The organism is Enterobacter sp. 3U4, from assembly GCF_057224565.1.
This window is the reverse complement of the sequence record NZ_CP136665.1, coordinates 3,667,940-3,693,019: the sequence shown is the minus strand read 5'-3', so window position 1 is coordinate 3,693,019 and position 25,080 is coordinate 3,667,940. Positions and strand designations below refer to the sequence as shown.

At 58.9% G+C, this 25,080-nt stretch carries 26 protein-coding genes; 3 read left to right on the top strand and 23 right to left on the bottom strand.

Annotation, left to right across the window (positions count from 1 at the left end):
* Positions 1–181 precede the first annotated feature (181 nt).
* Entirely contained in the window at positions 182–2,329 is a 2,148-nt protein-coding gene (gene fdhF, locus RVY89_RS17620; RefSeq protein ID WP_484826036.1) for a formate dehydrogenase subunit alpha, read from the bottom strand.
* 256 nt (positions 2,330–2,585) lie between these two features.
* On the opposite strand from fdhF, the gene RVY89_RS17615 reads away from it, so the two are divergent.
* Positions 2,586–3,317, top strand: coding sequence for a response regulator (locus RVY89_RS17615; protein ID WP_484826035.1), 732 nt, complete (start codon positions 2,586–2,588; stop codon positions 3,315–3,317).
* 2 nt (positions 3,318–3,319) lie between these two features.
* Here the strand turns inward: RVY89_RS17615 and RVY89_RS17610 are convergent, their stop codons facing one another.
* From RVY89_RS17610 to RVY89_RS17570, 9 genes are all read right to left on the bottom strand, one after another.
* Positions 3,320–3,847 (bottom strand): C39 family peptidase, encoded by a 528-nt coding sequence (locus tag RVY89_RS17610; protein WP_484826034.1) that lies wholly within the window; start codon positions 3,845–3,847, stop codon positions 3,320–3,322.
* A complete protein-coding gene (locus tag RVY89_RS17605) occupies positions 3,847–5,049 on the bottom strand; it encodes a transporter (protein WP_484826033.1) in 1,203 nt (400 codons plus the stop codon). Before RVY89_RS17605 ends, RVY89_RS17610 begins: the two co-directional genes overlap by 1 nt.
* Positions 5,050–5,066: 17 nt before the next feature.
* A complete protein-coding gene (locus RVY89_RS17600; protein ID WP_484826032.1) occupies positions 5,067–5,645 on the bottom strand; it encodes a hypothetical protein in 579 nt (192 codons plus the stop codon).
* Between the two features lie 240 nt (positions 5,646–5,885).
* Entirely contained in the window at positions 5,886–6,902 is a 1,017-nt protein-coding gene (locus RVY89_RS17595; RefSeq protein WP_484827955.1) for a carbohydrate kinase family protein, read from the bottom strand.
* Positions 6,899–7,759 (bottom strand): ketose 1,6-bisphosphate aldolase, encoded by an 861-nt coding sequence (locus RVY89_RS17590; protein ID WP_484827954.1) that lies wholly within the window; start codon positions 7,757–7,759, stop codon positions 6,899–6,901. Before RVY89_RS17590 ends, RVY89_RS17595 begins: the two co-directional genes overlap by 4 nt.
* 10 nt (positions 7,760–7,769) lie before the next feature.
* Entirely contained in the window at positions 7,770–8,456 is a 687-nt protein-coding gene (locus tag RVY89_RS17585) for a D-lyxose/D-mannose isomerase (protein WP_484826031.1), read from the bottom strand.
* Positions 8,457–8,602: 146 nt separating this feature from the next.
* On the bottom strand, positions 8,603–9,544 hold the full coding sequence (locus RVY89_RS17580) for an ABC transporter substrate-binding protein (RefSeq protein ID WP_021242935.1): 942 nt from the start codon (positions 9,542–9,544) through the stop codon (positions 8,603–8,605).
* Positions 9,545–9,576: 32 nt separating this feature from the next.
* Entirely contained in the window at positions 9,577–10,572 is a 996-nt protein-coding gene (locus tag RVY89_RS17575; RefSeq protein WP_484826030.1) for an ABC transporter permease subunit, read from the bottom strand.
* A 2-nt stretch (positions 10,573–10,574) separates the two neighbouring features.
* The gene (locus tag RVY89_RS17570; protein ID WP_484826029.1) at positions 10,575–12,089 is read right to left on the bottom strand and encodes a sugar ABC transporter ATP-binding protein; all 1,515 of its coding nucleotides are present in this window, start codon (positions 12,087–12,089) and stop codon (positions 10,575–10,577) included.
* A gap of 233 nt (positions 12,090–12,322) precedes the next feature.
* Between RVY89_RS17570 and RVY89_RS17565 the strand changes: the two genes are divergently transcribed.
* On the top strand, positions 12,323–14,605 hold the full coding sequence (locus tag RVY89_RS17565; RefSeq protein WP_484826028.1) for an ATP-binding protein: 2,283 nt from the start codon (positions 12,323–12,325) through the stop codon (positions 14,603–14,605).
* Positions 14,606–14,674: 69 nt separating this feature from the next.
* Positions 14,675–14,998 (top strand): DDRRRQL repeat protein YjdP, encoded by a 324-nt coding sequence (gene yjdP / locus RVY89_RS17560; RefSeq protein WP_033144428.1) that lies wholly within the window; start codon positions 14,675–14,677, stop codon positions 14,996–14,998.
* 52 nt (positions 14,999–15,050) lie between these two features.
* Here yjdP and phnP read toward each other — a convergent pair whose 3' ends face one another.
* The 13 genes from phnP to phnD all read right to left on the bottom strand — a co-directional run bounded on the left by phnP (position 15,051) and on the right by phnD (position 25,071).
* Positions 15,051–15,809: a phosphonate metabolism protein PhnP gene (gene phnP / locus RVY89_RS17555; RefSeq protein ID WP_484826027.1), complete on the bottom strand. Its 759-nt coding sequence runs from the start codon at positions 15,807–15,809 to the stop codon at positions 15,051–15,053.
* Positions 15,810–15,818: 9 nt separating this feature from the next.
* Positions 15,819–16,253, bottom strand: coding sequence for an aminoalkylphosphonate N-acetyltransferase (gene phnO, locus RVY89_RS17550; RefSeq protein WP_484826026.1), 435 nt, complete (start codon positions 16,251–16,253; stop codon positions 15,819–15,821).
* Entirely contained in the window at positions 16,246–16,797 is a 552-nt protein-coding gene (phnN, locus tag RVY89_RS17545) for a ribose 1,5-bisphosphokinase (protein ID WP_484827953.1), read from the bottom strand. The genes phnO and phnN overlap by 8 nt, the downstream gene beginning before the upstream one ends.
* Positions 16,794–17,930, bottom strand: coding sequence for an alpha-D-ribose 1-methylphosphonate 5-triphosphate diphosphatase (gene phnM / locus RVY89_RS17540; RefSeq protein ID WP_484826025.1), 1,137 nt, complete (start codon positions 17,928–17,930; stop codon positions 16,794–16,796). The genes phnN and phnM overlap by 4 nt, the downstream gene beginning before the upstream one ends.
* Positions 17,927–18,607, bottom strand: coding sequence for a phosphonate C-P lyase system protein PhnL (gene phnL / locus RVY89_RS17535; RefSeq protein ID WP_484826024.1), 681 nt, complete (start codon positions 18,605–18,607; stop codon positions 17,927–17,929). Before phnL ends, phnM begins: the two co-directional genes overlap by 4 nt.
* Positions 18,608–18,714: 107 nt before the next feature.
* On the bottom strand, positions 18,715–19,470 hold the full coding sequence (gene phnK / locus RVY89_RS17530) for a phosphonate C-P lyase system protein PhnK (RefSeq protein ID WP_484826023.1): 756 nt from the start codon (positions 19,468–19,470) through the stop codon (positions 18,715–18,717).
* Positions 19,467–20,312, bottom strand: coding sequence for an alpha-D-ribose 1-methylphosphonate 5-phosphate C-P-lyase PhnJ (phnJ, locus tag RVY89_RS17525; RefSeq protein ID WP_229226663.1), 846 nt, complete (start codon positions 20,310–20,312; stop codon positions 19,467–19,469). The genes phnK and phnJ overlap by 4 nt, the downstream gene beginning before the upstream one ends.
* A complete protein-coding gene (locus tag RVY89_RS17520; protein WP_484826022.1) occupies positions 20,305–21,369 on the bottom strand; it encodes a carbon-phosphorus lyase complex subunit in 1,065 nt (354 codons plus the stop codon). The genes phnJ and RVY89_RS17520 overlap by 8 nt, the downstream gene beginning before the upstream one ends.
* Positions 21,369–21,953, bottom strand: coding sequence for a phosphonate C-P lyase system protein PhnH (gene phnH, locus RVY89_RS17515; protein ID WP_484826021.1), 585 nt, complete (start codon positions 21,951–21,953; stop codon positions 21,369–21,371). Before phnH ends, RVY89_RS17520 begins: the two co-directional genes overlap by 1 nt.
* A complete protein-coding gene (gene phnG / locus RVY89_RS17510; protein ID WP_484826020.1) occupies positions 21,950–22,402 on the bottom strand; it encodes a phosphonate C-P lyase system protein PhnG in 453 nt (150 codons plus the stop codon). The genes phnH and phnG overlap by 4 nt, the downstream gene beginning before the upstream one ends.
* Complete coding sequence (gene phnF, locus RVY89_RS17505) at positions 22,403–23,128, bottom strand: phosphonate metabolism transcriptional regulator PhnF (protein WP_371899527.1); 726 nt, start codon at positions 23,126–23,128, stop codon at positions 22,403–22,405.
* 20 nt (positions 23,129–23,148) lie between these two features.
* Entirely contained in the window at positions 23,149–23,928 is a 780-nt protein-coding gene (gene phnE, locus RVY89_RS17500) for a phosphonate ABC transporter, permease protein PhnE (protein WP_008500063.1), read from the bottom strand.
* 126 nt (positions 23,929–24,054) lie between these two features.
* Positions 24,055–25,071: a phosphonate ABC transporter substrate-binding protein gene (gene phnD, locus RVY89_RS17495; RefSeq protein ID WP_484826019.1), complete on the bottom strand. Its 1,017-nt coding sequence runs from the start codon at positions 25,069–25,071 to the stop codon at positions 24,055–24,057.
* Between the last annotated feature and the right edge of the window lie 9 nt (positions 25,072–25,080).

The window sequence follows — 25,080 nt, the reverse complement described above, 5'->3', positions numbered from 1 at the left end:
AGCACCCGCTGAATATCTTATCTCTCTGAATTAAAATGCAAAGATGTAATTCTTTTTCGCGAAAATTACATTATTTCTGCGAGCCGCTTTCCAAATAATAATTGATATTATTGATGAGCCAACCGGAAATAAAAAGGGAGTGAATATTTCACTCCCTTTATTCATCGATGAATTAACGGCTTCAACCCATTGCGCTTTCGCGCAGTCGGGCTTTTAGCTTGTTATATTCGTCGATCACATACTGTTCCGCTGCGTGCTGATCCGCAATCGGCTCAACGTTGACAGCGCAGTATTTATACTCCGGCGTTTTGGTTATCGGGCTTAAGTTCTCCGTCACCAGCTCGTTGCAGGCACCAATCCACCACTGGTAGGTCATATAGACCGCCCCTTTGTTTGGACGATCGCTGACCTGCGCACGGGTGATTATCCGCCCTTTGCGCGAATTCACCCACACCAGCGCCTCGTCCTCAATACCAAGGCGCTGCGCATCGGCGGTGTTGATTTGCGCGTAGCCCGGTTCGTCCGCCAGCGCGGCCAGCGCGGCGCAGTTGCCGGTCATTGAACGGCAGGAATAGTGGCCCACTTCACGCACGGTGGAAAGCACCATCGGATACTCATCGGTGAGTTTATCAATGGGCGCGACCCAGTCGCAGGTGAAGAATTGCGCAACCCCGTTCGGGGTGTCGAACTTCTCCTTAAAGAGATAGGACGTCCCTTGATCGGCCTCCGACTCATCCCGGCACGGCCACTGGATGTATCCCAGCTCACCCATTTTTTCATAGGTGGCGCCGTAGAAGTCCGGACACAGGCTGCGCAACTCATCCCAGATCTCCTGGGTGTTGTTGTAGTGCATCGGGTAGCCCATGCGGGTGGCGATTTCACTGATAATCTGCCAGTCCGTTTTCAGATCCCACTTCGGCTCTACCGCCTTGAAGAAGCGCTGGAAGCCGCGGTCCGCCGCCGTGTAGACGCCTTCATGCTCGCCCCAGGAGGTCGACGGTAAAATCACATCCGCCGCCGCCGCGGTTTTGGTCATGAAGATATCCTGGACAATTACCAGCTCCAGATCCTCAAACCCTTTACGCACCGCAGAGAGCTCGGCATCGGTCTGGAGCGGATCTTCACCCATGATGTAGGCCGCACGCACTTCGCCATGCGCCGCGCGGTGCGGCAGCTCGCTGATGCGGTACCCGGTGTGTTCCGGCAGGCTTTCCACGCCCCAGGCCTTCGCGAATTTGGCGCGATTTTCCGGGAACTTCACGTACTGGTAGCCCGGATAGGTATCCGGCAGCGCGCCCATATCGCAGGCGCCCTGGACGTTATTCTGACCGCGCACCGGGTTCACACCAACGTGGGCTTTACCGAGATTACCGGTCAGCATGGCGAGGCTGGTCAGGGAGCGCACGGTTTCCACGCCCTGGTAGAACTGAGTAACGCCCATACCCCATAGGATGGCGGCGGTTTTTGCCCCGGCATACATCCGTGCCGCCTGGCGGATCTCCTGCGCGCTGACGCCGGTTATCGCTTCAACCGACTCCGGCGTATAGCCTTCGACTATTTTCCTATACTCTTCAAAGCCTTCCGTACGGGTCGCGACAAACGCCTGATCGTACAGATTCTCCTCAATAATGACGTGCCCCATTGCGTTCAACAGCGCAATGTTCGAGCCGTTTTTCAATGCAATGTGCATATCCGCAATGCGCGCGGTTTCAATTTTGCGCGGATCGCAGACGATGATTTTCGCCCCGTTCTGTTTAGCGCGAATAACGTGGTTCGCGACGATAGGGTGAGAATCCGCCGGGTTATAACCAAAGATGAAGACGAGATCGGTGTTATCTATCTCGTTGATGGCATTACTCATTGCGCCGTTACCGACCGACTGGTGCAGACCTGCAACCGATGGGCCGTGTCAGACGCGAGCGCAGCAGTCGACGTTATTGGTACCAATAACGGCGCGCGCGAATTTTTGCATCACATAGTTGGTTTCATTTCCCGTCCCGCGGGAAGAGCCGGTGGTCTGGATGGCATCTGGGCCATACTTGGCCTTGATGGCGCTCAGGCGCGTGGCGACGTAATCCAGCGCCTCGTTCCAGGAGACGGCTTCCAGCTTGCCGCCGCGCTCGCGGCGGATCATAGGGGTTTTCAGGCGCGGGGTGAGGATTTGGGTATCGTTAATAAAATCCCAGCCGTAGTAACCTTTCAGGCATAGCGTGCCCTGGTTGGTTTTCCCCTGTGCGGCCTCCGCCCGGACGATTTTGCCGTTATCGACCACCAGGTGGATCTTGCAACCTGAGGCACAATAAGGGCAAACCGTGACGACTTTTTTCATCAGTCTGCTCCAGTTAATCGAATCATTCGCACCCACTATGCAGCTTCTATGCCATGTTTTTTGTATGGGTATACCCTGACTTTACGGTCCCTTCGCGGTGAAAACCCTGACAAAAAGCAGTCAATCGTCAAAATTGACGTGTCGACAGGGCAGCGGATGTGACATGGGTTGAATTTCCGTCACTGAAAAAACCATTTGACTGGAGCCGACGGCAGAATGGTTCAGACTTAACATAATCCCCTGACGGAAGCATACGATGAAACCGGCGATCCTGGTGGTAGATGACGATACGGCAGTCTGCGAACTGCTTCAGGACGTGCTGAGCGAGCACGTCTTTAACGTGCTTGTCTGCCATAACGGCCAGGATGCACTGCGGCAGGTACAGCAGGAGCCGAATATCGCGCTGGTGCTGCTGGATATGATGCTGCCGGATATCAACGGCCTGCAGGTTTTGCTGCAGCTGCAAAAGCAGCGCCCAGCGCTACCGGTTGTGATGTTAACCGGGCTGGGGAGTGAGTCAGACGTGGTGGTGGGGCTGGAGATGGGGGCCGACGATTATATTGGCAAACCGTTCAACCCGCGCGTGGTGGTTGCCCGCGTTAAAGCGGTATTGCGCCGAACCGGCGTGCTGGCTGCGGAAGTTCCCGCAGCGCCCGTAGCGGGCATTGCGTTTAACGGATGGACGCTAGATACCACCCGCTGCGAGCTGAGCGATCCGCAGCGTAATCCCGTGCCCTTAACCCAGGGTGAGTACGGCCTGCTGCTGGCGCTCACGCAAAATGCCCGTCGGGTGCTGAGCCGTGACCGGCTGCTTGAGCTGACCCACAGCGAAAGCGCCGACGTGTTCGACCGCACTATTGACGTGCTGATCATGCGCCTGCGCCGGAAAATCGAGGCTAACCCGCATCAGCCTGCGCTCATCAAAACGATCCGCGGGCTGGGTTACGTGTTTGCCATCGACGTTTCCCACAGCGAGAAAGCGGCGTAATACTAAGGTTTTATCAATCCCTCCGTTTTTAATGCGTAACCTTTCCACTCTGATTTTAGACGCCATACTGGCATCGATTTTCGTCCTGTTTCCGGGTCGAGAATTTCTGCAGTGTCATTATGAATGGCGGTGATCACCACAAAATGCGAATACTTTTCCCCTTCCAGAGGGATGATCATGGGTTGGTCAATCGTCAGTGGTTCATTAACGTCATATCGGAGGCCTTTTGCCTGAAAACCCATACGCTGAGCCGCATTTTTCAGATCGAGAAGGGAAAAACCTGTTTGCAGTTTCTCCGCTTCTGTCCCAGGCTCAGCGCGATAGATAATATCTGAGATGATATCTATCTCTCTGATCTCCAGTGAAAAGCGGGTATTTAGCAGGAGCGACAGCGCTGCTGGCCCGCATGAAAAATCGGTCGTCTGGCGAACAATCCCGTCTGTACGCAAGCGCATCCAGCTTTTCATGGTTGTGTTGTAGGCCTGCGCATGACAGGCCAGTAACAACAAACATGCCGCTGACCATTTCATCAGAAGTTCCTTGTCATGCTGACGCCGAACGTTGAACCCGTTGTCTCCAATGGGAAGGAGACTTCAGGCGTAATACTGAAACGCGGTGATAGCAGATAAGAGAAATAAAATGCAAGCGATTCAGACTCTTGGCTGGTGCCTTTCATTGTGCGCCCTTCGTATTTCATATTATCTGACCAGCTATAGGTAAATCTGCTGCCCAACGAACTGACATTATTGAGAGCGAAACCGGTTCCCAGGAATGCCGATGCGGTATCGCCTGCTTTAATTCGCTCCCCACCTTTACTGGTCTCAAACGTTTTTTCGTATGAGATACCGCCAAAAAAGGTCACGGGATCCGTAATTCGCACAAACGTCAGGGATGGCGTCAGGCTCCAGTTGCCTTCGCTGTTATTCAGCGGCTGCTTCCAGGCGTCCAGGTCGGAGACGTATTTTTTGCGCCCGGTCGGCGTATTGACGGCAAGTGAACCCGTCACGGATGGATGATCATTGTTCTCTTTCAGTAGCAGATACTGGATACCGGCCGAAATGTCACCGATATGGCCCTGAGAGGCATCCCGGGTCCAGGCATTACTCGAAACATCTTCGATTTTTGTGTAGGTCCAGGGTACGTTTAACCAGACGCTAAGCCTGTCGGTAATACCGAATTTTGGCGAAACATAAAAATAAAGCTTTTTAATCGAATAACTGGAAACTTGATAAGGCCCCTGCTGCGGCAATGAGGACGTGGATTTCCATGTGCGGTATTTGAAACCGAAATCAACGTCAGTTTCCCCGTGATTAAGCAGAACCGTGTAGTCGGAAAGATAACTAATCGGCGCGCTATACTCCTCCTGCTTTTTCTCTATGTTGGCTATTCGACTATTGTCTTTTCTGACGACGTCGAAATGGGTCACATCCGGGAAGGAAATGGGATACACGTTATCCTTTCGCACAATGGATGCTGAATGATTGCTATCTGACTTAAGGAACCCTGTGATTCTGTCACCATTTTTAAACGTCACTGCATACTGCTTATCGGTGTCTATCGTTTTTATTTGATCAGCGCTGATCCGCAGACTTGAACCATAGGGGGTGCTAAAAACACACACGCCATCTTTAAAGGAGACAATATCTCCAGTGATATTGTCTCCGTTGTTCAGTCTGAGAATGTCAGCATGCGCAATCGTAACAAATATAAATGGCGCAACGACGCCAGCCACTCTCGACATCATTTAAATCACCACTTTGTCATGTTGATGTCGCGGTTCCATTTTGTCCAGCGCAGTGCCCGGTTCGATAAGGTTCCATCGGTGTTTACGACGCGATAATACTCTTCAACAACCGATGATTTCGCTGCTTCGAAACGGCCATCAGTACTGCGCGCGTAGCGCCAGACATCACCAACGACCGAATATTTTTTACCGTCCCCGGTATCGGTAATCGTGGTCGGGCCGTTGACGAAGTCCTGGCTGTGCAATACATAGTTTCGACTATCTTCATCGACGCCGAAGTTATGAATCATATTCATATAGTGCATGCCAACAAAATTTGTTCCGGTGATGGTATCAAATCCTTCAAGGGGTTTTTTTATGCTGCCGGAGTCGGACAACGTCAGACTGGAGTATTTCGGAAACTTTATCCCAGCCCAAGGGTTGGTTGGGGTTGTTGGTTTAGGTATTGGGAACACTGGGCTAGTAACAAGGCCATTTCCTTTACCATTAATTTGCGATAATTGTGTGTCACTTAATTCAGTGACTGCGGCATGTGTTATGCCGGAGAATAACAATGCCGTTAGCAGCATGATTTTATGCTTCATGGTTTTTCCTTATGGTAAATTAATGTTGTTATCAAGGTGTATATTCATCTTAAGGGTAAGTGAACATGACCGATGGATAACGCAAGGAAAAACGGCAGATGCGGCTTAAACTTTAAATATGATTAAGATGAAAGCTCGATAATTGATCTGCTTAAATTTCACGCATATATATTACAGCTGAGATATAGCGCCGCTTGCAGGGTGATTTGCGATAAAGTTATATTTCTCTTTACCCTTAATTCAGGTAGGGGCTGAATTATCCTCAATATACGTTTTCAGCTCTTCCAGCGTTTTTGCGCCGTCAATCGCATTGGCGGCCAGCAGGCTTGCTCGCGCGCAGGCGTGTGCCAGATAAATACTCTCCGTGAGCGGGAGCGATTCATGGCAGCCGTATAAAAAGCCCGCGCAAAAGGCATCGCCCGCGCCGACGCTGCCGATAATCTCTTCCTGCTCCAGCATCCATGACGGGATCCAGCGACCCTCTTCACCGCGGGCTTCTCCCCATGCGCCTTCGGGGCAGTGGATAACCACCCGCTGGCGAACGCCTGCCGCCAGCAGCTGCGCCGCGGCGTCGGCGATATGGGCAACGTGCGGGGCGTCGTTTTCGTCACGCATTGTCAGGCCGCTAAACTCCCCGGCCTCCAGCTCGTTTATCACCAGATAGTCGAGATGGCGCAGGGCAGGGAGCACCAGCGGCTGATAGCGCGGATCGCCCTTGCGGGACACCAGATCGAGCGAGGTTTCATATCCCTGGTCGCGCATTTGTGCCAGCAGCCGCGCGCTGCGGGTGCCGAACTCGTCATCGGGCATATCCAGGCTGTCGAGCAGCAGGAGATAGCCGAGATGGAAGATCTTCATCGATCCGTCTAAGCGATCGAAAGCGGGAAGATCCAGCAGGCGGTTGGCCCCCGGCGAGTGGAAAAAGGTGCGCTGTCCGCTGGGATCGGTCATCACCTGCGACATAGAGGTTGGCGCAAAGGTGGTGCGCTGTACGCGCTGGCGGTTGACGTGGTACTGGTCGAGCATCGCCAGAATGTAGTCCCCGTCGGCATCTTCGCCAATCAGCCCCACCGCCTGCAGCGGCAGGCCAACGTGCATTTTAGCCAGCGTCAGCAGCACGTTGAGCGGCGCGCCGCCGGTTGAGCGTTCGCTGTGGGTGATTTCCGCCAGCCAGCCGCGCTCCGGCCACTGCACGATCTGGTGGACGTGGTCCACCAGCATGTTGCCTGCGGCAATGATCCCTTTACGTTCCATCAGGCTTTCCCCGCGCTGCCGAAGATGCGCATCTGTTCGGCGACCGTATCGGTTATCGCCTCTTCTATCCCCAGCAGCAGCTCTGCAAACTCGTCGTACAGCGGCTGGCGGTTCGCCATACGTTGCTCAACGGCGGCGAGCGCGGCCTGCGACATCCCGGTATAAAAGTTAATTTTGTGAATGCCCAGCTCGATGGCGCGGCGGAAGTCGGCATCGCTAATCCCGGAGCCGCCGTGTAAAACCAGCGGCAGCCCGGTCTGCTGGCGAATGGCGTCCAGACGTGGGAAATCGAGCTTCGGCTCGCCCCTGTATTTGCCGTGCGCATTGCCGATGGCGACCGCCAGCGCGTCAATGCCGGTTGAATCGACAAATTCGCGCGCCAGCCGTGGGTCGGTAAAGCACGCTTCATCCGCATGTCCGTAAAGCGCGCCGCCTTCATCACCCCCAACCGCGCCCAGCTCCGCTTCCACCGAGACGCCGACCGCGTGGCACATCTTCACCACTTCCCGCGTCTGGCGAATGTTCTCCTCGTAGCTCAGCGTAGACCCGTCGAACATCACCGAGCTGAACCCTAAGCGCAGGGCGCGCACCACCGCCTCGAAATGCAGGCCGTGGTCGAGATTGAGCACCACGGGAATATCGTGACGGGCGGCTTCGTACTTAACCGCTTCGACAAGGGAATCCAGCGACACGTACTTAAAATGCACTTCGGCGATGTTGATGATAAACGGCGAGCGTTCCTGCTTTGCGGCGGCGAACAGCGCGCGCAGGAAGTGGGAATCGAGCACGTTAAACGCGCCCAGCGCATAGCGATGCGCCCTGGCGTGCTCAAGACCGTCGGCAAGAGAAATCAATGGCATCATTCACCCCTTATATCCGAAACAGGTTGTACTCGTTGCACAGCACCAGCAGCGCCGGTTCGTCTTCTTCGATGTTGTTATAGCGGGCAACGGGCTGCAAAAAGTGGTTATCGTGCTCATCGTCGTTTACCGACGATACTTCTCCGACCAGCACGTCGCCGAAGCCGCGTTCGCCCCAGAAGCTGTGGTAAAGACCGGGCGTCAGGCAGATGCTTTCCCCTGGCGTGAGGCGCAGCTGGCTGCCGGGCGCGTGGGTCTGACGGCAGCCGTCGACGGTGACCGTCACGTCGGTGTTTTCCGTCTCTTCATGCGCCCCGGCATTCCATAACTCAATAATCAGATTCCCGCCGCCCCGGTTAATGATGTCTTCCCGCTTGCGCCAGTGAAAATGCATCGGCGTCACCTGGCCGTCGCGCACGTGCATAATTTTTTCGGCATAGCACTTTTCATAAGGCACGCCGTTGGGAGAGCCGTTGCGCAGGGTAAACAGCGTCAGGCCCTCAGCGGCAAAGCTGTTGCCGCCGAACGCCGTCACGTCCCAGCCGAGCCTGAGGTCGAACACCTCCTGCCATGCGGCCTGGTCAAGCTGCTGCCATTTCGTTGGCGGAAAGCTGGCAAACGGCGGGAGATGCACGTCGTGCATGGAAAAGAACTGTCGCGTGTGGCCGAGAATTTCATTGATGTCGGAGCGTTTCATGGGGACTCCTTGAGTTACGTGCAAAACCTTTCCTCTCACCCTAACCCTCTCCCCAAAGGGGAGAGGGAACTTAACCACCCTCTCCCCAAAGGGGAGAGGGAACTTAACCACCCTCTCCCCTTTGGGGAGAGGGCCGGGGTGAGGGGTCACTTAACCGTCCACCCCTTATACGTGCCGACGTTCTTTTTATCGATCATCGTCACCGGGATCAGCACGGGCGCTTTCGGCGCAGGTTTGCCCTGTAGAATGTCATAGCCGATCTCCACCGCTTTTGCCGCCATGACCTGTGGATCCTGCGCCGGGGTTGCGACAAACAGTGAGTTTTCGCGCTTCAACGCTTCCTCACCGTCCGGTGAACCATCCACGCCGACGATAAAGAACTCATTGCGCTGCGCCTGCTTCGCGGCCAGATCGGCGCCGATCGCCGTCGGATCGTTAATCGCAAACACGCCGTCGATCTTCGGATTGGCCGCCAGCAGGGAGGTCATGACTTCCAGACCGCCTTCACGGCTGCCCTTGGCGTTTTGGTTATCCGAGAGCACCTTGATATCCGGATGTTTTTTGAATTCCGTCTGGCAGCCTTCCACGCGATTTTGCACCGCAGAGACCGGCGGTCCGTTGATGATAACCACGTTGCCTTTGCCTTTCAGGCGATCGGTAATGTACTTACAGGCCATTTCGCCCGCCTGGGTGTTATCGGAGGTGATGGTGGCATCAGCCCCTTCCGCCGCCACGTCAACCGCCACGACCACAATCCCGGCGTCCTTCGCGCGCTTCACCGCCGGGCCGATCCCTTTGGAATCCGCGGCGTTGAGGATGATCATGTCCACCTTCGCGGCGATGAAGTTGTCGATCTGCGCCACCTGCTGGCCCAGATCGTACCCGCTGGAGACCAGCGTCACCTTGACGTTATCCCCCGCCAGCTTGCGCGCTTCCAGCTCGGCACCTTTGGTGATCTGCACGAAGAACGGGTTGGCCAGGTCGCCCACCGTCACGCCGATGGACTTCAGATCTTTTGCCTGCGCAAACGGCGTTGCGGCAAGCAGTGCGCCAGCACAGAGCGCGGTTACTAACGGTTTCAAACGCATATGGTTTTCCTCGAAGCTGTAGGGTGTTGTTGTTATGCACTTTGATGGTGTCGGGTACGGTATTTGTCGATCAGCACCGCTATGATGATCACCGCCCCTTTGATCACCAGCTGCCAGAAGTAGGAGACGCCCATCAGCGTCATGCCGTTGTTGAGGGTGGCGATGATCAGCGCGCCGACCAGCGTGCCGGTGATCGTACCGATCCCGCCGACGAAGCTGGTGCCGCCGAGGATCACCGCCGCAATCGCATCCAGCTCGTAACCCGCGCCGAGGTTGCCGTTGGCGCTGTAGAGGCGCGAGGCGCTCATGACGCCGCCAAGGCCGGAGAGCAGGCCGCTCATGCCGTAGACAAACAGCAGCACCAGCCAGACCTTGATGCCGGTCAGTCGCGCCGCCTGCATGTTGCCGCCCACGGCGTAGATGTGAACGCCGAGCGTGGTGCGGCGCAACATAAACCAACATACCGCAATCACCGCCAGGGCGATCGCCACCAGCCACGGAATCGGGCCGAGGTAGTTATTGCCGATCCACTCGAAGTTGATGTTGGAGTTAATGACCGTCGTGCCGTCGGCCAGCAGGTACGCCGCGCCGCGCAGCGCCGTGTACGTGCCGAGCGTGACGATAAAGGGCGGTAGCCCGGCAAAGGCCACCAGCGCGCCGTTGAACAGGCCCAGCACCATGCCGAGCATCAGCGCGGCCGGAATGGAGAGCATGGCGAATTCGGGAATGAGCGAGACCACCATCGCCGCTACCGCCGTGGTGCCCAGAATAGAGCCCACGGAGAGGTCAATCCCGCCGGTCAGGATAATGAAGGTCATTCCCGCCGCCAGCACGATGTTGATCGACGCCTGACGGGTAATGTTGAGCAGGTTGCTCTCGGTAAAGAAGTTCGGGGCAATAAAGCCAAATACCGCCACAATCAGGATAAGAATCGGCAGGATACCGACCGTTTGCATCAGATCGCTCATCAGCATTTTTTTTGCGGAGGCGGATTTCGCCACCTGCTGGGGACTGGTTGAATGTGTCATGGTTACACCGCCTGATGATGAGTGTCGTTCACGCCGGTTGCCAGCGTCATGATGTTTTCCTGAGAGATGTCGCGCCCGTGGAGCTCGCCCGCAATGCTGCCTTCGCGCATCACGTACACCCGGTCGCTCATCCCCACCACTTCCGGCAGCTCGCTGGAGATCATTAAAATCGCCACCCCTTTGCGCGCCATCTGGTTCATGATGCGGTAGATCTCGCTTTTCGCGCCGACGTCCACGCCGCGCGTGGGTTCGTCCAGAATCAGAATGCGCGGGCCAATCGCCACCCAGCGGGAGATCAGCAGCTTCTGCTGGTTGCCGCCGGAGAGCCCGCCCGCGCGCACCTGAGCATGCGGCACGCGGATGTTAAGCAGGGCGATGGCGTCATCGGAGATGGACTGCGCTTTTTTGCGATTTAACATGCCGAAGGTGGCGTCGCGCTCAAGCGTCGCCATGGTGATGTTCTCCTGCGCCGCAAGCTCCAGAAACAGCCCCTGCTCCTTGCGGTTCTCGGTGAGAAAACCGATCCCGTTCTCGATGGCAGCACGCGGGGAGTGGATCACCACCGGCTCGCCGTCGACCTCAATCATGCCGCCGGTGGCTTTACGCACGCCGAAAATCAGCTGCGCCAGCTCGGAGCGTCCGGCCCCGACCAGCCCCGCCAGCCCGACGATTTCACCGGAACGCACCTGCAGGCTGCAGGGCTGTACTTTTTTACCGTCGGTGAGGTGGTGGACGTTGAGGCGCGGGCTGCCGAGGGGAATATCACGCTCTTTGTTGAACAGGTCGCTTAACGGGCGGCCCACCATCATGCGCACCAGCTCGGAGGCGTTGAGCTTGTCGCGCGTCAGGCTCCCGACGTACTGCCCGTCGCGCAGAACGCTGACGCGGTCAGAGAGTTCATACACTTCCGCCATGCGATGGCTGATATAGATGATCGCCATCCCTTCATCGCGCAGGCGCAAAATCAGTTCAAACAGGCGATGCGTTTCCCGCGAGGAGAGGGCGGCGGTGGGTTCATCCATCACCAGAATGCGGCTGTTGCGGTGCAGCGCGCGGGCAATTTCCACCTGCTGCTGTTCGGCGATGGTCAGCTTCATTACCAGATCGGTGGCGTTGAACTGTGCGCCGAGGCGGTCAATCACCGCCTGCGCCTGGGCAGCCATCTCTTTGCGCTGCACCATCCCGCCGCGCGACAGCTCGCTGCCGAGGAAGATATTTTCGGCTACGGTCAGATTGGGCGCGAGCTGCATCTCCTGATAAATCAGGGTGATGCCTGCGGCCAGCGCATCTTTCGGCCCTTTAATGTGAAACGGCTGACCGTCGATCAGGATCTCGCCGCTGGTCGCGGTATAGGCCCCCGCGAGGATTTTCATCAGCGTGCTTTTTCCCGCGCCGTTTTCGCCCATCAGCGCGTGGATCTCACCGGGAAAAACCGTCAAATCCACACCCTTGAGCGCGTGGAAACTGCCAAACGTTTTGGCAATGCTGCGCATCTCTAATACCGGGGTTCTGCTCATGGCGGATCTCCTGTGAATGCCGATTTCTGCACTTCATCACAGGTGCGTAAATGCAAAATGTCAGAAGCTGTTCATATTTGTCATAGTTATGAATAGCTAATGTGGATCACAGTTATTGAATTACCCTCACCCCGGCCCTCTCCCTGAAAGGGAGAGGGAGCAAATCATTCCCTCGCCCCTTTGGGGAGAGGGTTAGGGTGAGGGGACACCAAACCGCACAGGAGCCTCAATCCATGCCATCACGCCGCCCTCCGTTTTTCTCCAGCGCCCGCGGTCGCCTGCTGATATTTAATCTGCTGGTGGTCGCCGTGACGCTGATGGTGAGCGGCGTGGCGGTGCTCGGCTTTCGTCACGCCAGTCAAATCCAGGAGCAGGTGCAGCAGCAAACGCTGGACGATATGACCGGCAGCATGAACCTGGCCCGCGATACCGCCAACGTGGCGACGGCCGCGGTGCGGCTCTCGCAGGTGGTGGGGGCGCTCGAATATAAAGGGGAAGCCGAGCGCCTGAAGCAGACGCAAATGGCCCTGCGCCATTCGCTGGAGCAGCTTGCGGAGGCGCCGCTGGCGCAGCAGGAGCCGGCCCTGGTGGCGCGTATTATTCAAAGAAGCAATGAATTACAGCAGAGCGTGACGGAGATGCTGGAGCGCGGACAGCGGCGCCATCTGGAGCGTAACGCGCTGCTGAGCTCGCTGTACCAAAGTCAGAGCTACCTGCACCATCTGCAGGACATCAACCGCCGTTACGACAGCAACGTGCCGGATGCGCAGCAGCTGATGGAGATGGACCGGCTGATCGCCGCCGCCATCGACACCCCCTCGCCGCGCGCGACCGTTCAGCAACTGGACGCGGTAGCCGCGATGCTGCCCCGGGATGCCGCACAGCCTGTCGTGAAGGCGGTTTTGCCAGATTTTAACGCCGAGCTAGGTAAGCTCGCCCCGCTGTCGAAGCAGCTGGAGGAGAGCGATCTGGCGATAAGCTGGTATATGTTCCACATCAAGGCGCTGGTGGCGATCCTCAACGGCGACATCAATCAGTACGTGGAGCAGGTGGCGCAGGCCTCCCGGCTTCGCACCGCTCAGAGCCATCACGAACTGCAATCCATCAGCGTATTTATCACCATTTTCGCCGTGCTGGCGCTGATCATCACCGGGTGTGCCTGCTGGTATATTTATCGCAATCTGGCCTCCAACCTGACGGCGATTTCCCGGGCGATGTCGCGCCTTGCTCACGGCGAGCAGGATGTGTCCGTTCCCGCCCTCCAGCGGCGCGATGAGCTGGGCGAGCTGGCGCGCGCGTTTAACGTTTTTGCCCGCAACACCGCCTCGCTTGAGCACACCACGCGCCTGCTGAAAGAGAAAACCACGCAGATGGAGATCGACCGTATTGAGCGTCAGGGGCTGGAAGAGGCGCTGCTGCACAGCCAGAAAATGAAAGCCGTAGGGCAGCTGACGGGCGGGCTGGCGCATGATTTTAATAACCTGCTGGCGGTGATCATCGGCAGTCTTGAGCTCACCGACCCTGAATCAAAAGACGCGCCGCGCATCAGCCGGGCGCTGAAGGCGGCCGAGCGTGGCGCCTTACTGACGCAGCGCCTGCTGGCGTTTTCCCGCAAGCAATCCCTGACGCCGCATGCGGTAGAGATGCTGCCGCTGCTGGAGAACCTCCGGGAACTCCTGCGTCACTCCTTGCCCGCCACCCTGACCCTGGAAATTGAAGCGCAATCCCCGGCATGGCCCGCGTGGATTGACGTCAGCCAGCTGGAAAACGCCATCATCAACCTGGTGATGAACGCGCGCGATGCGATGGAAGGGCAAAGCGGGGTGATTAAAATTCGCACCTGGAATCAGCGCGTCACCCGCAGCGACGGGCGCAGGCAGGATATGGTGGCGCTGGAGGTCATTGACCGCGGCAGCGGCATGTCGCAGGAGGTCAAATCCCGGGTCTTTGAACCGTTCTTCACCACCAAGCAGACCGGAAGCGGAAGCGGGTTAGGCCTGTCGATGGTCTACGGCTTTGTGCGCCAGTCCGGTGGCCGCGTGGAGATTGAAAGCGCGCCGGGACAGGGAACGACCGTCCGGCTTCACCTCCCACGCTCGACGCAGCCCGCCGCTGCAGTGGATGAAGCGCTGTCAGCCACCGCCTCCGTCGAGAGCGAGCGTCTGGTGCTGGTGCTGGAGGATGAAGCGGATGTCCGTCAGACCCTGTGCGAGCAGCTTCATCAGCTTGGTTACCTGACGCTGGAAGCGGACAACGGCGAGCAGGCGCTGAGCATGCTGGCGGCGTCGCCGGATATTGGCATGTTTATCAGCGACCTGATGTTGCCCGGCAGCCTGAGCGGGGCCGAGGTGATTAGCCATGTGCGCAGTCACTATCCGCAGCTTCCGGTGCTGTTGATCAGCGGCCAGGATTTACGACCCACGCATAATCCTCAGCTGCCGGACGTTCCGTTATTGCGTAAGCCGTTTACGCGGGCGCAGCTGGCGCAGGCCCTGCGGAAGGTCATGGTAATTTGAGATTCCTCCGCTACCCCCGTTTCCTGCCGTTGATTATCGTAAAGCCAGTTCACCTGCGAGTCTGGCCTTATGAAACGTTACTCAACTGCTCTGTTATTTGGTCTGCTGTCTCTCACCAGCCAACTGGCTCATGCCGACATTGTTGATGATGCTATTGGCAACATTCAGCAGGCGATCAACGATGCCTACAACCCCAGCAGCAGCCGCAGCAATGACGACGACGATCGTTATGACCGCAGCCGTCAGATAGACAGTCGACAGTACGACGATCGTCGTCGGCAGCTCGAAGACAGACGCCGCCGTTTAGACGAGCGCCAGCGCCAGCTGGATGACGACAGGCGTCGCCTGGAAGAGGATGAGCGCAGGTTAGAAGACGATTACGATCGAGGCTAAGTGCGGCCTGTTGCCCTCACCCCAACCCTCTCCCACGGGAGAGGGAGAGAACTTAATCCAGTACCAGCACCATCCCGTCATACCCCGCTTCAATGCCGTCTGGCAACGGGTTATCCATCATCCACACGTCAAACTGATGGCTGATGTGCGTCAGGATCGCCTGCGGGCAGCCAATCACCTCGTTTAGCGCAATCACGGTATTTAAGTCGCAATGGTTTCGCGGCGTCTCGTCGCGCGGTTCGTGGCTGCAGTCGATAATCATCGCCTGCGGCTGATTGTTGAGCAGGAACTTCACCGTTTTATCCGGCAGCCCGGCGGTGTCGGACAGCCAGGCCACGCGGCTGTGGGCCGACTCCAGTAAATACCCGAAGGTCAGTTTCGAATGGTTGAGCGGCAGCGGCGTGACCCGTAAACCCTGAAGCTCAAACATCACAAACGGTTCGACCGTGTGGCTGAAATCCAGGATCCCCGGATGTTTAAACAGGTCGTCGCATCCTGCTTCGTCCGGCGGACCGTAAACCGGAATCGTCGCGCCCACGCCCCATCGCAGGGGGAAGAGCCCCTGAACGTGATCCATATGGTAATGGGTCAGCAAAAACTGCTGAAAGCTGCCTGCGGCCCAGTCGTCCATCAGGTGCGGAATGCCCGCGTCCAGCAGGGTCACCGCATCGTTGAATTTGACCACCGCGCTACAGGGACGACGGCGATAGTTATCCTGCAGGCGCGCCCGGCGACACGCCGCGCAGTCGCAGCCAAAGACCGGCACGAGTTGCGCGCTTCCGGTTCCTGTTAACGTGATTGTCAGACTCATAACGCACCTCTACAGCGGTTTGGTGAATCGGAAATGGCTCTGCATATATCCTTCACGTACGTAAAAACGATGGGCGTCCACGCGCTTCACGCTGGTGGAAAGTTCGGTCAGCTCCGCGCCGGCCTCTCGTGCCACCCCTTCCGCCCAGGCGAGCAGCTGACTTCCTACCTTTAACCCACGCGCCTGCGGCATCACCACCAGCTCCTGGATCTCGCCGATCCAGCGCGCATGATGGAGGTGAAACTGCAGGTGCAGTCCGATCATCCCGATGGCCTGCCCGTCCAGTTCGGCAAGCTGATAGCGCATATTGCGATCCTGCAGATTGGCAAGATAGCCCGCGTGAAACGCCTGGCGATCGAACTCGGCCTGCTTTAACTCGCAGATTAACGCGTAAACGATTTGCGCATCGTCGGCGGTAGCGGGGCGAAGCCTGGAGTCAGGCATGCTGTTTCTCCTTCTGACGGATAAGCGATAAAAAGGTCTCGACTGACTGTAGCAAACTTCCGTCGTTATTGAGGACGTGGCAGTCGGACGGGGTATAGCGGGACGCACGTTCAAGCCGCTGGTCGATCTCACGGGCGGATTCACGCCCCCGACTCTGCAACCGGCTGCGCAGGACCTCCGGCGAAACCTGCAGACAGACCGGCAGCAGGGCTGCTCCATAACGGGCACGCGCCTGCGGAAGATGCGCACGGGAGCCGTTGACCAGCACGTCGAACCCCGCATGCAGCCACAGATCGGTCTCAATACCGATCCCGTAGTAGTAGCCGTTAGCGTGCCAGCTCAGCGCCAGCAGGTTTTGCCCGGCGCGAGTAAAAAACTCCTGCTCGCTCAGGGCGATATGGTTTTCACTTCCCGCATTGGCCGCCCGGGTAATGTACCGGTGCGCCACCAGCAGCTGCGGATGTTCCTGCTGCCGTAAGGCGGACAGCAGGCTGTCCTTACCGGAGCCGGACGGCCCCATTAACCAGATAAGTCTTCCCATCAGAACACCCTCTTTCCCTGACGCCAGACGTGGTCGATATGAACGTGCTCGCCCCTGCGGTGGGCGAGTACCAGATCCGCCCGTTTCCCTTCGGCAATTTCTCCGCGATCGTGAAGGTTAAGCGCCGAGGCCGGGTTTTTCGTCACCAGGCGAATCGCCTGCGGCAGCGTAAAGCTGTTGCTCTCGTCGTCGGCAACCCTGAACGCCGCATCCAGCAGGCTGGCGGGGTAGTAGTCGGACGAGAGGATATCCAGCAGGCCAAGTGAGGCGAGCTTGCTTGCCGCGACGTTGCCGGAGTGCGAGCCGCCGCGCACGATGTTCGGTGCGCCCATCAGCACGTTCATGCCGTGCCTGCGGGAGGCTTCAGCCGCCTCGAACGTGGTGGGAAATTCGGCGATCACGCTGCCAAGCTGGTGGGATTCGAGCACGTGATCGTGAGTGGCGTCGTCATGGCTGGCCAGCGCGATATTACGGTCCCGACACATCGCGGCAATCCTGAGACGGTTAGGCTGCGACCACTGTGCAGCAAGCGCCAGCTGCTCTTCCTCGTAACGGGCCATCTCTGCGTCGTTGAGCGAGTATTTGCCCTGATAGTATTCGCGATACTTCTCAATATTGGCGAACTGGCGCTGCCCCGGCGAGTGGTCCATCAGGGAGACCAGCGAGACCGGCTCGCGGCCTACCAGCTTTTCAAACAGCGGCAGTGTAGTGTGGTGCGGCAGCTCGCAGCGTAGATGCAGACGATGCTCGGCGCGGTTAAGGCCGCGTTTTTGCGTCTCCTCCACGGCGTTGATCATCTTCTCCAGGTTCTCCAGACGGTCTCCGCCGTCGCGTACGTCACCGATGGCCACCGCGTCCAGTACGGTGGTGATGCCGCTGGCGACCATCAGCGCGTCGTGGCTGCTCATCGCTGAATGGGCGGGCCAGTCTACCTTCGGGCGTGGCGTGAAGAACTTGTCCAGATTATCGGTATGCAGTTCGATCAGCCCCGGCAGCAGCCAGCCGCCTTCGCCGTCCATCGCTTCAGGGGTACGGCTTTGGGTTTCGGCAAAGGCGCGAATAACGCCTTCATGGACTTCAACCGAGCCATCAACGACTTCATTTTCCAGCACCAGCTTGACGTTATTGATAATCATACGGGAGTCCCCATCGGGTGCAGTCTGTCCGCGACGCGGGTGCGAACGGTCTCGTCGTGGAAGATCCCGACGATCGCCGCCCCGCGCGCTTTGGCCTGTTCGATCAGTGCCACTACGGCCGCGCTGTTTTTATCGTCGAGCGAGGCGGTGGGCTCATCAAGCAGCAGTATCGGGTAGTCGACGATAAAGCCGCGGGCGATATTGACGCGCTGCTGTTCGCCGCCGGAAAAGGTTGACGGGGCGAGGTGCCACAGGCGTTCAGGCACGTTGAGGCGCGTCAGCAGGCTGGCGGCTTTGGCGGCGCAGTCTTCGCGCGGCACGCCGAGATCCAGCAGCGGCTGCATGACCACGTCCAGGGCGGAGATCCGCGGGATCACCCGCAGAAACTGGCTCACCCAGCCGATCGTGGTGCGGCGCACGTCCAGCACCTTCCGCGCGGGGGCCTGTACCAGGTCGACCCATTCATCGCCGTGGCGAATATGAATATGGCCTTCGTCGGGTAAATAGTTGGCGTAGAGGGAGCGCAGCAGGGTCGATTTTCCGCTGCCGGAGTGGCCGTGCAGCACCACGCATTCGCCGCGATTAACCTCCAGAGAGGCATTTTGCAGCACCGGCAGGCGCACGCCGTTTTGCTGGTGGAGCACAAAGGTCTTACTTACGTTTTGTACGTGGATCATGTTGGCCTCGCGATTCGTTTTGCCGGGTGGCGTCTTCGCCTTACCCGGCCTACAAGGTGCGCTATTCGTAGGCCGGGTAAGCGCAGCGCCACCCGGCAGCAGTAACCTCAGTTCTGCAACACGGACGACACCAGCAGCTGGGTGTAGGGATGGTGGGGATCGTCGAGCACGCGGTCGGTTAACCCACTTTCCACCACCTGACCCTGCTTCATCACCAGCAGGCGGTCCGCCAGCAGGCGCGCGACGCCCAGATCGTGGGTGACAATCACCACCGCCAGGTTCAGCTCCACCACCAGAGTGCGCAGCAGGTCGAGCAGGCGCGCCTGCACCGAGACGTCCAGCCCGCCGGTGGGTTCATCCATAAACACCAGCTTCGGGTGCGTGACCAGGTTGCGGGCGATCTGCAGGCGCTGCTGCATACCGCCGGAGAAGGTGGTGGGCAGGTCGTCGATGCGCGAGGCGGGGATTTCAACTTCTTCCAGCCAGTGCTGCGCCGTGGCGCGGATGTTGCCGTAGTGGCGCGCGCCGGTAGCCATCAGGCGTTCGCCGATATTGCCCCCCGCAGAGACCTGACGGCGCAGGCCGTCCATCGGGTGCTGATGCACCACGCCCCACTCGGTGCGCAGCAGGCGGCGGCGCTCGGCCTCGCTCATGCCGTAGAGGGAGTGTCCCTGATACAGGATCTCGCCGTGTTGCGGCGTCAGGCGCGCGGAGATGGACTTCAGCAGGGTGGTTTTGCCTGAGCCGGACTCGCCGACAATCCCCAGCACTTCACCCGGCCACAGCTCGAACGACACGTCGCTAAAGCCCTTGCCCGGCGCATACAGGTGGGTCAGGTTGTTAACCGAAAGCAGCGGTTTCATTGGCCGTTCGCCTCGCTCTGTTGGCGGCAGAAATCGGTGTCGGAGCAGACAAACATCCGTTTGCCCGTGTCATCCAGCACCACTTCGTCCAGATAGCTGTGTTTGGAGCCGCAGATGGCGCACGGCTCGTCCCACTCCTGCACCGTAAACGGGTGATCGTCGAAATCCAGGCTTTCGACACGCGTGTAAGGCGGGACGGCGTAGATGCGTTTCTCGCGCCCGGCGCCGAAAAGCTGCAGGGCGGGCATCATGTCCATCTTCGGGTTATCGAATTTTGGGATCGGCGACGGGTCCATGACGTAGCGCCCGTTGACCTTCACCGGGTAGGCGTAGGTGGTGGCGATATGGCCGAAGCGGGCGATATCCTCATACAGCTTCACCTGCATGACGCCGTACTCTTCCAGGGCGTGCATGGTGCGGGTTTCGGTTTCACGCGGCTCGATAAAGCGCAGCGGCTCCGGGATCGGCACCTGAAAAATCAAAATCTGATCTTCAGTCAGCGGGGTTTCCGGAATGCGGTGGCGGGTCTGAATCAGCGTCGCGTCTTCGGTTTTTTCCGTGGTCGCGACGCCCGTTACCCGCTGAAAGAAGTTGCGGATCGACACGGCGTTGGTGGTGTCGTCCGCGCCCTGGTCGATCACTTTCAGCACGTCTGCTTCACCGATCACGCTGGCGGTGAGCTGGATACCGCCGGTACCCCAGCCGTAGGGCATTGGCATTTCGCGACCGCCGAACGGCACCTGATAGCCCGGGATCGCCACCGCTTTCAGAATGGCGCGGCGGATCATGCGTTTGGTTTGCTCATCCAGATAGGCAAAGTTGTAGCCGCTTAAGTTAGCCATGTTTGCGCTCCCGTTGCAGGCGTTTCAGCAGTTCCAGTTCGGCCTGGAAATCGACGTAGTGCGGCAGCTTGAGGTGCGAGACGAAGCCCGCAGCCTCGACGTTATCCGCGTGGGCCAGCACGAATTCTTCGTCCTGCGCCGGGCCAGCGATCTGTTCACCGTAGTCAGGCGCCTGCAGGGCGCGGTCGACCAGCGCCATGGCCATCGCCTTGCGTTCACCGAGGCCAAACACCAGCCCGTAGCCGCGGGTAAAGTGCGGGTCTTCATTTTCGGGGGCGACAAAACCGTTCACCATTTCGCATTCGGTCATCAGCAGTTCGCCGACGTTCACCGCAAAACCCAGCTCTTCCGGCACGATTTCAACGTCGATGTAGCCGCTGCGAATTTCGGCGGCAAACGGGTGGTTGCGCCCGTAGCCGCGCTGGGTGGAGTAGGCCAGCGCCAGCAGATAGCCTTCGTCGCCGCGCATCAGCTGCTGCAGGCGAGACGAACGCGAGCACGGGTAAACCGGCGGCTTGCGGGTGATATCGTCCGGCTGCGCGCCGGAATCCTCTTCCCTTTTCGCCAGGCCCTGTTTCGCCAGCAGGCTGAAGACGTGCGGAGACGGTTCTTGTTCGGCGTCACAGGTGCTGAGCTGCGGCGCCTCGCCGTTCGCCAGCAGGGTAAAATCCAGCAGGCGATGGGTGTAGTCATAGGTAGGACCCAGCCGCTGGCCGCCGGGGATATCTTTATAAACGGCAGAAATGCGGCGCTCCAGGCGCATCTCCGCCGTATTCACCGGCTCGCTGACCGCCAGTTTGGCAAGCGTGGTGCGGTAGGCTCGCAGCAGGAAGATGGCTTCGACGTTATCGCCGCTGGCCTGCTTGAGGGCCAGCGCCGCCAGCTCGCGGTCGGCAATGCCGCCTTCGGTCATCACCCGGTCGACCGCGAGGTTTAATTGCTGTTCAATCTGGGCGACGCTCAGCTCGGGCAGCTGTTCATCGCCCCGTCGTCTGTGCGCCTGCAGCGCATGGGCGGCGGCGATGGCCTTTTCGCCCCCTTTGACGGCAACGTACATCAGCACACCTCCACGTGGGTGGTCCGCGGGATTGCCAGCAGGCGCTCGCCGCAGGTCAGGATCAGATCAATGCCCAGCGGGAACGGGTGCGGACGCTCGGTAAGCTCGTGAATGATGCACTCCGGCAGCTGCGGCGCGACCATGCGCTCGTCGGCGATGCCTGCGCCCGTCAGGCGCAGCATGCGGCCACCGCTGAGGCTGGAGACCTGCAAAATCAGCGTGGCGCTGGTCTCCGGTGCGACGGCGGTGCCTTCGCTCAGGGCATTCAGCTGTTCATGGCTGATTTGTTCGTCGGCTACGGCAAAGATTGCCTGCTGCGGCTGTTCAACCAGCGGGGCGCTGGTGTGAAAACGCAGGTTCTGGCTGGCGATGTCGTTCGAGAGGGTGCCCGAAAGCCATACCGGGGTATCGTTGTCGGCCAGGGTCAGCAGTACGCTGGTGGTGGCCAGATTCAGCGGCAGCCAGCCCTGGGAGAGCTGGTGCAGCGAGACAATCACGCCCGGCTCGCTCATCGCTTTCAGCAGACGACGAAAACTGTGTTGGGCATCCTGGACGGACAGGGTAAAAGCAGGTTGAAGCGTCATGCGTTGTCTCCGCGAACGAGCGTAAAGAAGTCGACCCGGCTGGTGTTCACTTCGGCCTGACGAGCGGCAATGCGTGCGGCGCGGTCGGCTTCCAGTGGGGCAATAAGGGTTTCCATTAACGTCTGGAAATTCGGTTGTTCCTGTAAAAGCGCGTCGATGACCGCGCAGCGCTCGGCGTGGGCTTTATCACGCCCCAGCACGTAGCTGTAGCCCAGCGTGCCGCTGTGCAGGCGGATCGCTGCGCGAGTGAGGGTGGCATCCCCGGCGAAAAAGCGCTCGCCGGTGCCGCCCATGCGCGCCTGGATCTGCACGAGGCCGATCTCCGGCGCGCGGAGGATGTCGTACCCGGGTGCCAGGCTAAGGGCGTTCATGCGTGCAGACAGCGCAGCAGGCTGGCTGTGGGCCAGCACGCGCATCCAGCGCTGTCGGGTGGCGGTGTCGAAGTGCATTCAGTGCTCCATGGTGAATTCGATCATGTCGGCGCGGGTCAGGCTGACGGAGTATTCCGTCGCGTCGATCTCGCCGTCACGGTGGTTGAGGGTGCGCACGCAGAGCAGCGGGGCCATATTGGGGATTTCGAGCACTTTGCTCTCTTTCGCCTGCGCTCGGCGGGCGCTGATGCGCGTCTGGGTGCGCTTGAGCGCAATGCCAGTCGCATCCTGAAGAAAATCATGCAGCGAGCCGCTGGAGAAATTCTGCAGCACGGGCCAGAGGGCGAGATCCGCGAAGTAGTGGTCTATCTGGCACACCGCCACGCCGTTGACGCGGCGCAGCGTGCGCAGGTGAATGACGTCGTCGCCCTCCTGAATACCCAGCGCGTCCGCCACGTGGCTGGAGGCCGGACGCAATACCGAGAGCAGCTTTTCGCTGGTTGGGTGGCTGCCCTGATCCAGCAGGTTCTGGCTAAAGCGCGCCTGGGCGTTAAGCGGGTAGTCGAACGGGCGCATTAGTACCAGCACGCCCACGCCCTGACGGCGCTGGACCCAGCCGCGCTCGACCAGCTGGTCAATGGCGCGGCGCAGGGTGTGTCGGTTCACTTCATAGCGGTCGGCAAGCTGCTGCTCGGCAGGAAGGTAGTCTCCGCAGCGGTAGTGCGTGCGCAGCTCCACTTCGAGCTTTGCCGCAATCTCTTGCCAGCGTGTGGGATAACTGGTCGGATGTCTGGATAAGTGCATAGAAAACAAAGCCTCGCTTCTCAGATGAAGTGCTTACGCAAACGTTGAGAGAGGAAATCCAGCAGGCTGACGGTGACGATGATGAGCACCATCAGGGCGCAGGTTTGCTGGAACTGGAAACCGCGAATCGCTTCCCACAGGGTGACGCCAATCCCGCCAGCGCCGACCATGCCAACGACGGTGGCGGAGCGGACGTTGGACTCAAAGCGGTACAGGGAGTAGGAGATCAGCAGCGGCATCACCTGAGGCAGAACGCCGTAGAGGATCTCTTCGATTTTGTTGGCACCGGTGGCGCGGATGCCTTCCACCGGACCGGGCTCGATGGCTTCAACCGCCTCGGAGAGCAGCTTGGAGAGCACGCCGGTGGTGTGGATAAACAGCGCCATGACGCCCGCGAACGGACCCAGGCCGACGGCGACCACGAACAGCATCGCAAAGACCATTTCGTTGATGGCGCGGCAGGCGTCCATCAGGCGGCGCATGGGCTGGTATACCCACCACGGCACGATGTTTTCAGCGCTCATCAGGCCAAACGGAATAGAGAGAATAACGGCCAGCGCGGTGCCCCAGACGGCGATTTGCAGGGTGACAGCCATTTCGCTGAGGTAGTCCTGCCACTGGCTGAAGTCCGGCGGGAAGAAGTCGGCGGCGAAGGTCGCCATGTTGCCAGCGTCTTTGAAGAGCAGCAGCGGATCCATTTCCGCGCCCTTCCAGGAGATAACCAGCACCGCCAGCAGGATGGCCCAGCTTATGAGCGAGAACCAGCTGCGCTTTGGCGGTGGGAGGGTGATGGTTTGCATGTTGGCTCCTTTGGTTTATATCCCCTCACCCCGACCCTCTCCCCAAAGGGGCGAGGGGGAAAAGACCGCACCGTGCAGTCCCCTCTCCCCTATGGGGAGAGGGTTAGGGTGAGGGGTAGAAAGGCACTACTGCACCGCTTTATTCACGCTGGTCATCGCGCCGAGCGCGGCGGTCAGGCGGTCGAGGTCTTCCAGCTGGGCCTGAATCGCGGCCACTTTGCTGGTCTTCTCCTCGTCCTTCAGCCCTTTGTTGTCCTTCACGCCCTGCATCTCTTTAAACAGCGCCAGCTGGCGAATCGGGACCAGCTGCAGGTCGCTTGACGGGCGGAACGGTGCCCAGCCAAGACGCTCCAGGACCGCTTTTTCTTCCGGCGTTTTGCCATAGGTCATAAAGAAGTCGTACACCTTGTCCTTGGTGCTTTCGGACAGGTTTTTACGCCACACAATCGGGTCGCCGGGGATTAGCGGGGATTTCCAGATAACCTTGATCTCTTTCAGCTTGTCCGGTGCGGAGGTCTTCAGCTTGTCGAGGTTCTCGGTGTTGTTGGTGGCAACATCCACCTGCTTGTTGGCCACGGCCAGAGCGTTGGTTTCGTGGCTGGCGTTTACCGTGCGCTTGAAGTCGCTGGCGGAGGCGTTATTTTTGGCGAAGACGTAGTAGCCAGGGACAAGGTAACCTGAGGTGGAGTTCGGATCGCCGTTGCCGAAGGTGAGCTCTTTGCGTTTGGCGAGCATGTCGTTGAGGTTGTTGATCGGGCTGTCTTTGTTGACGATAAGCACGCTCCAGTAGCCCGGGGAGCCATCTGCCGCGACGGTCTGGGCAAAGACCTGGCCGTTCGCGCGGTCCACCGCCTCCATGGCGGAGAGGTTGCCGTACCAGGCGATGTCCACTTTATTAAAGCGCATCCCCTGGATGATGCCCGCGTAGTCCGGGGCGAAGAAGGCGTTCACTTTGATCCCCAGCTTGGTTTCCATATCTTTCAGGAACGGTTCCCACTGAGGCTTCAGGTTTTGCTGTGATTCCGTCGAAATAATGCCGAAGTTCAGCGCTTTTTCCTGGTCTTGTGCATACGCTGGGCTTAACAGGGTGCTGATGCTGAACATGCTGGTAAAGGCCAGCGCGGCAACGGCTTTGTAGCTCATGTACTTTCC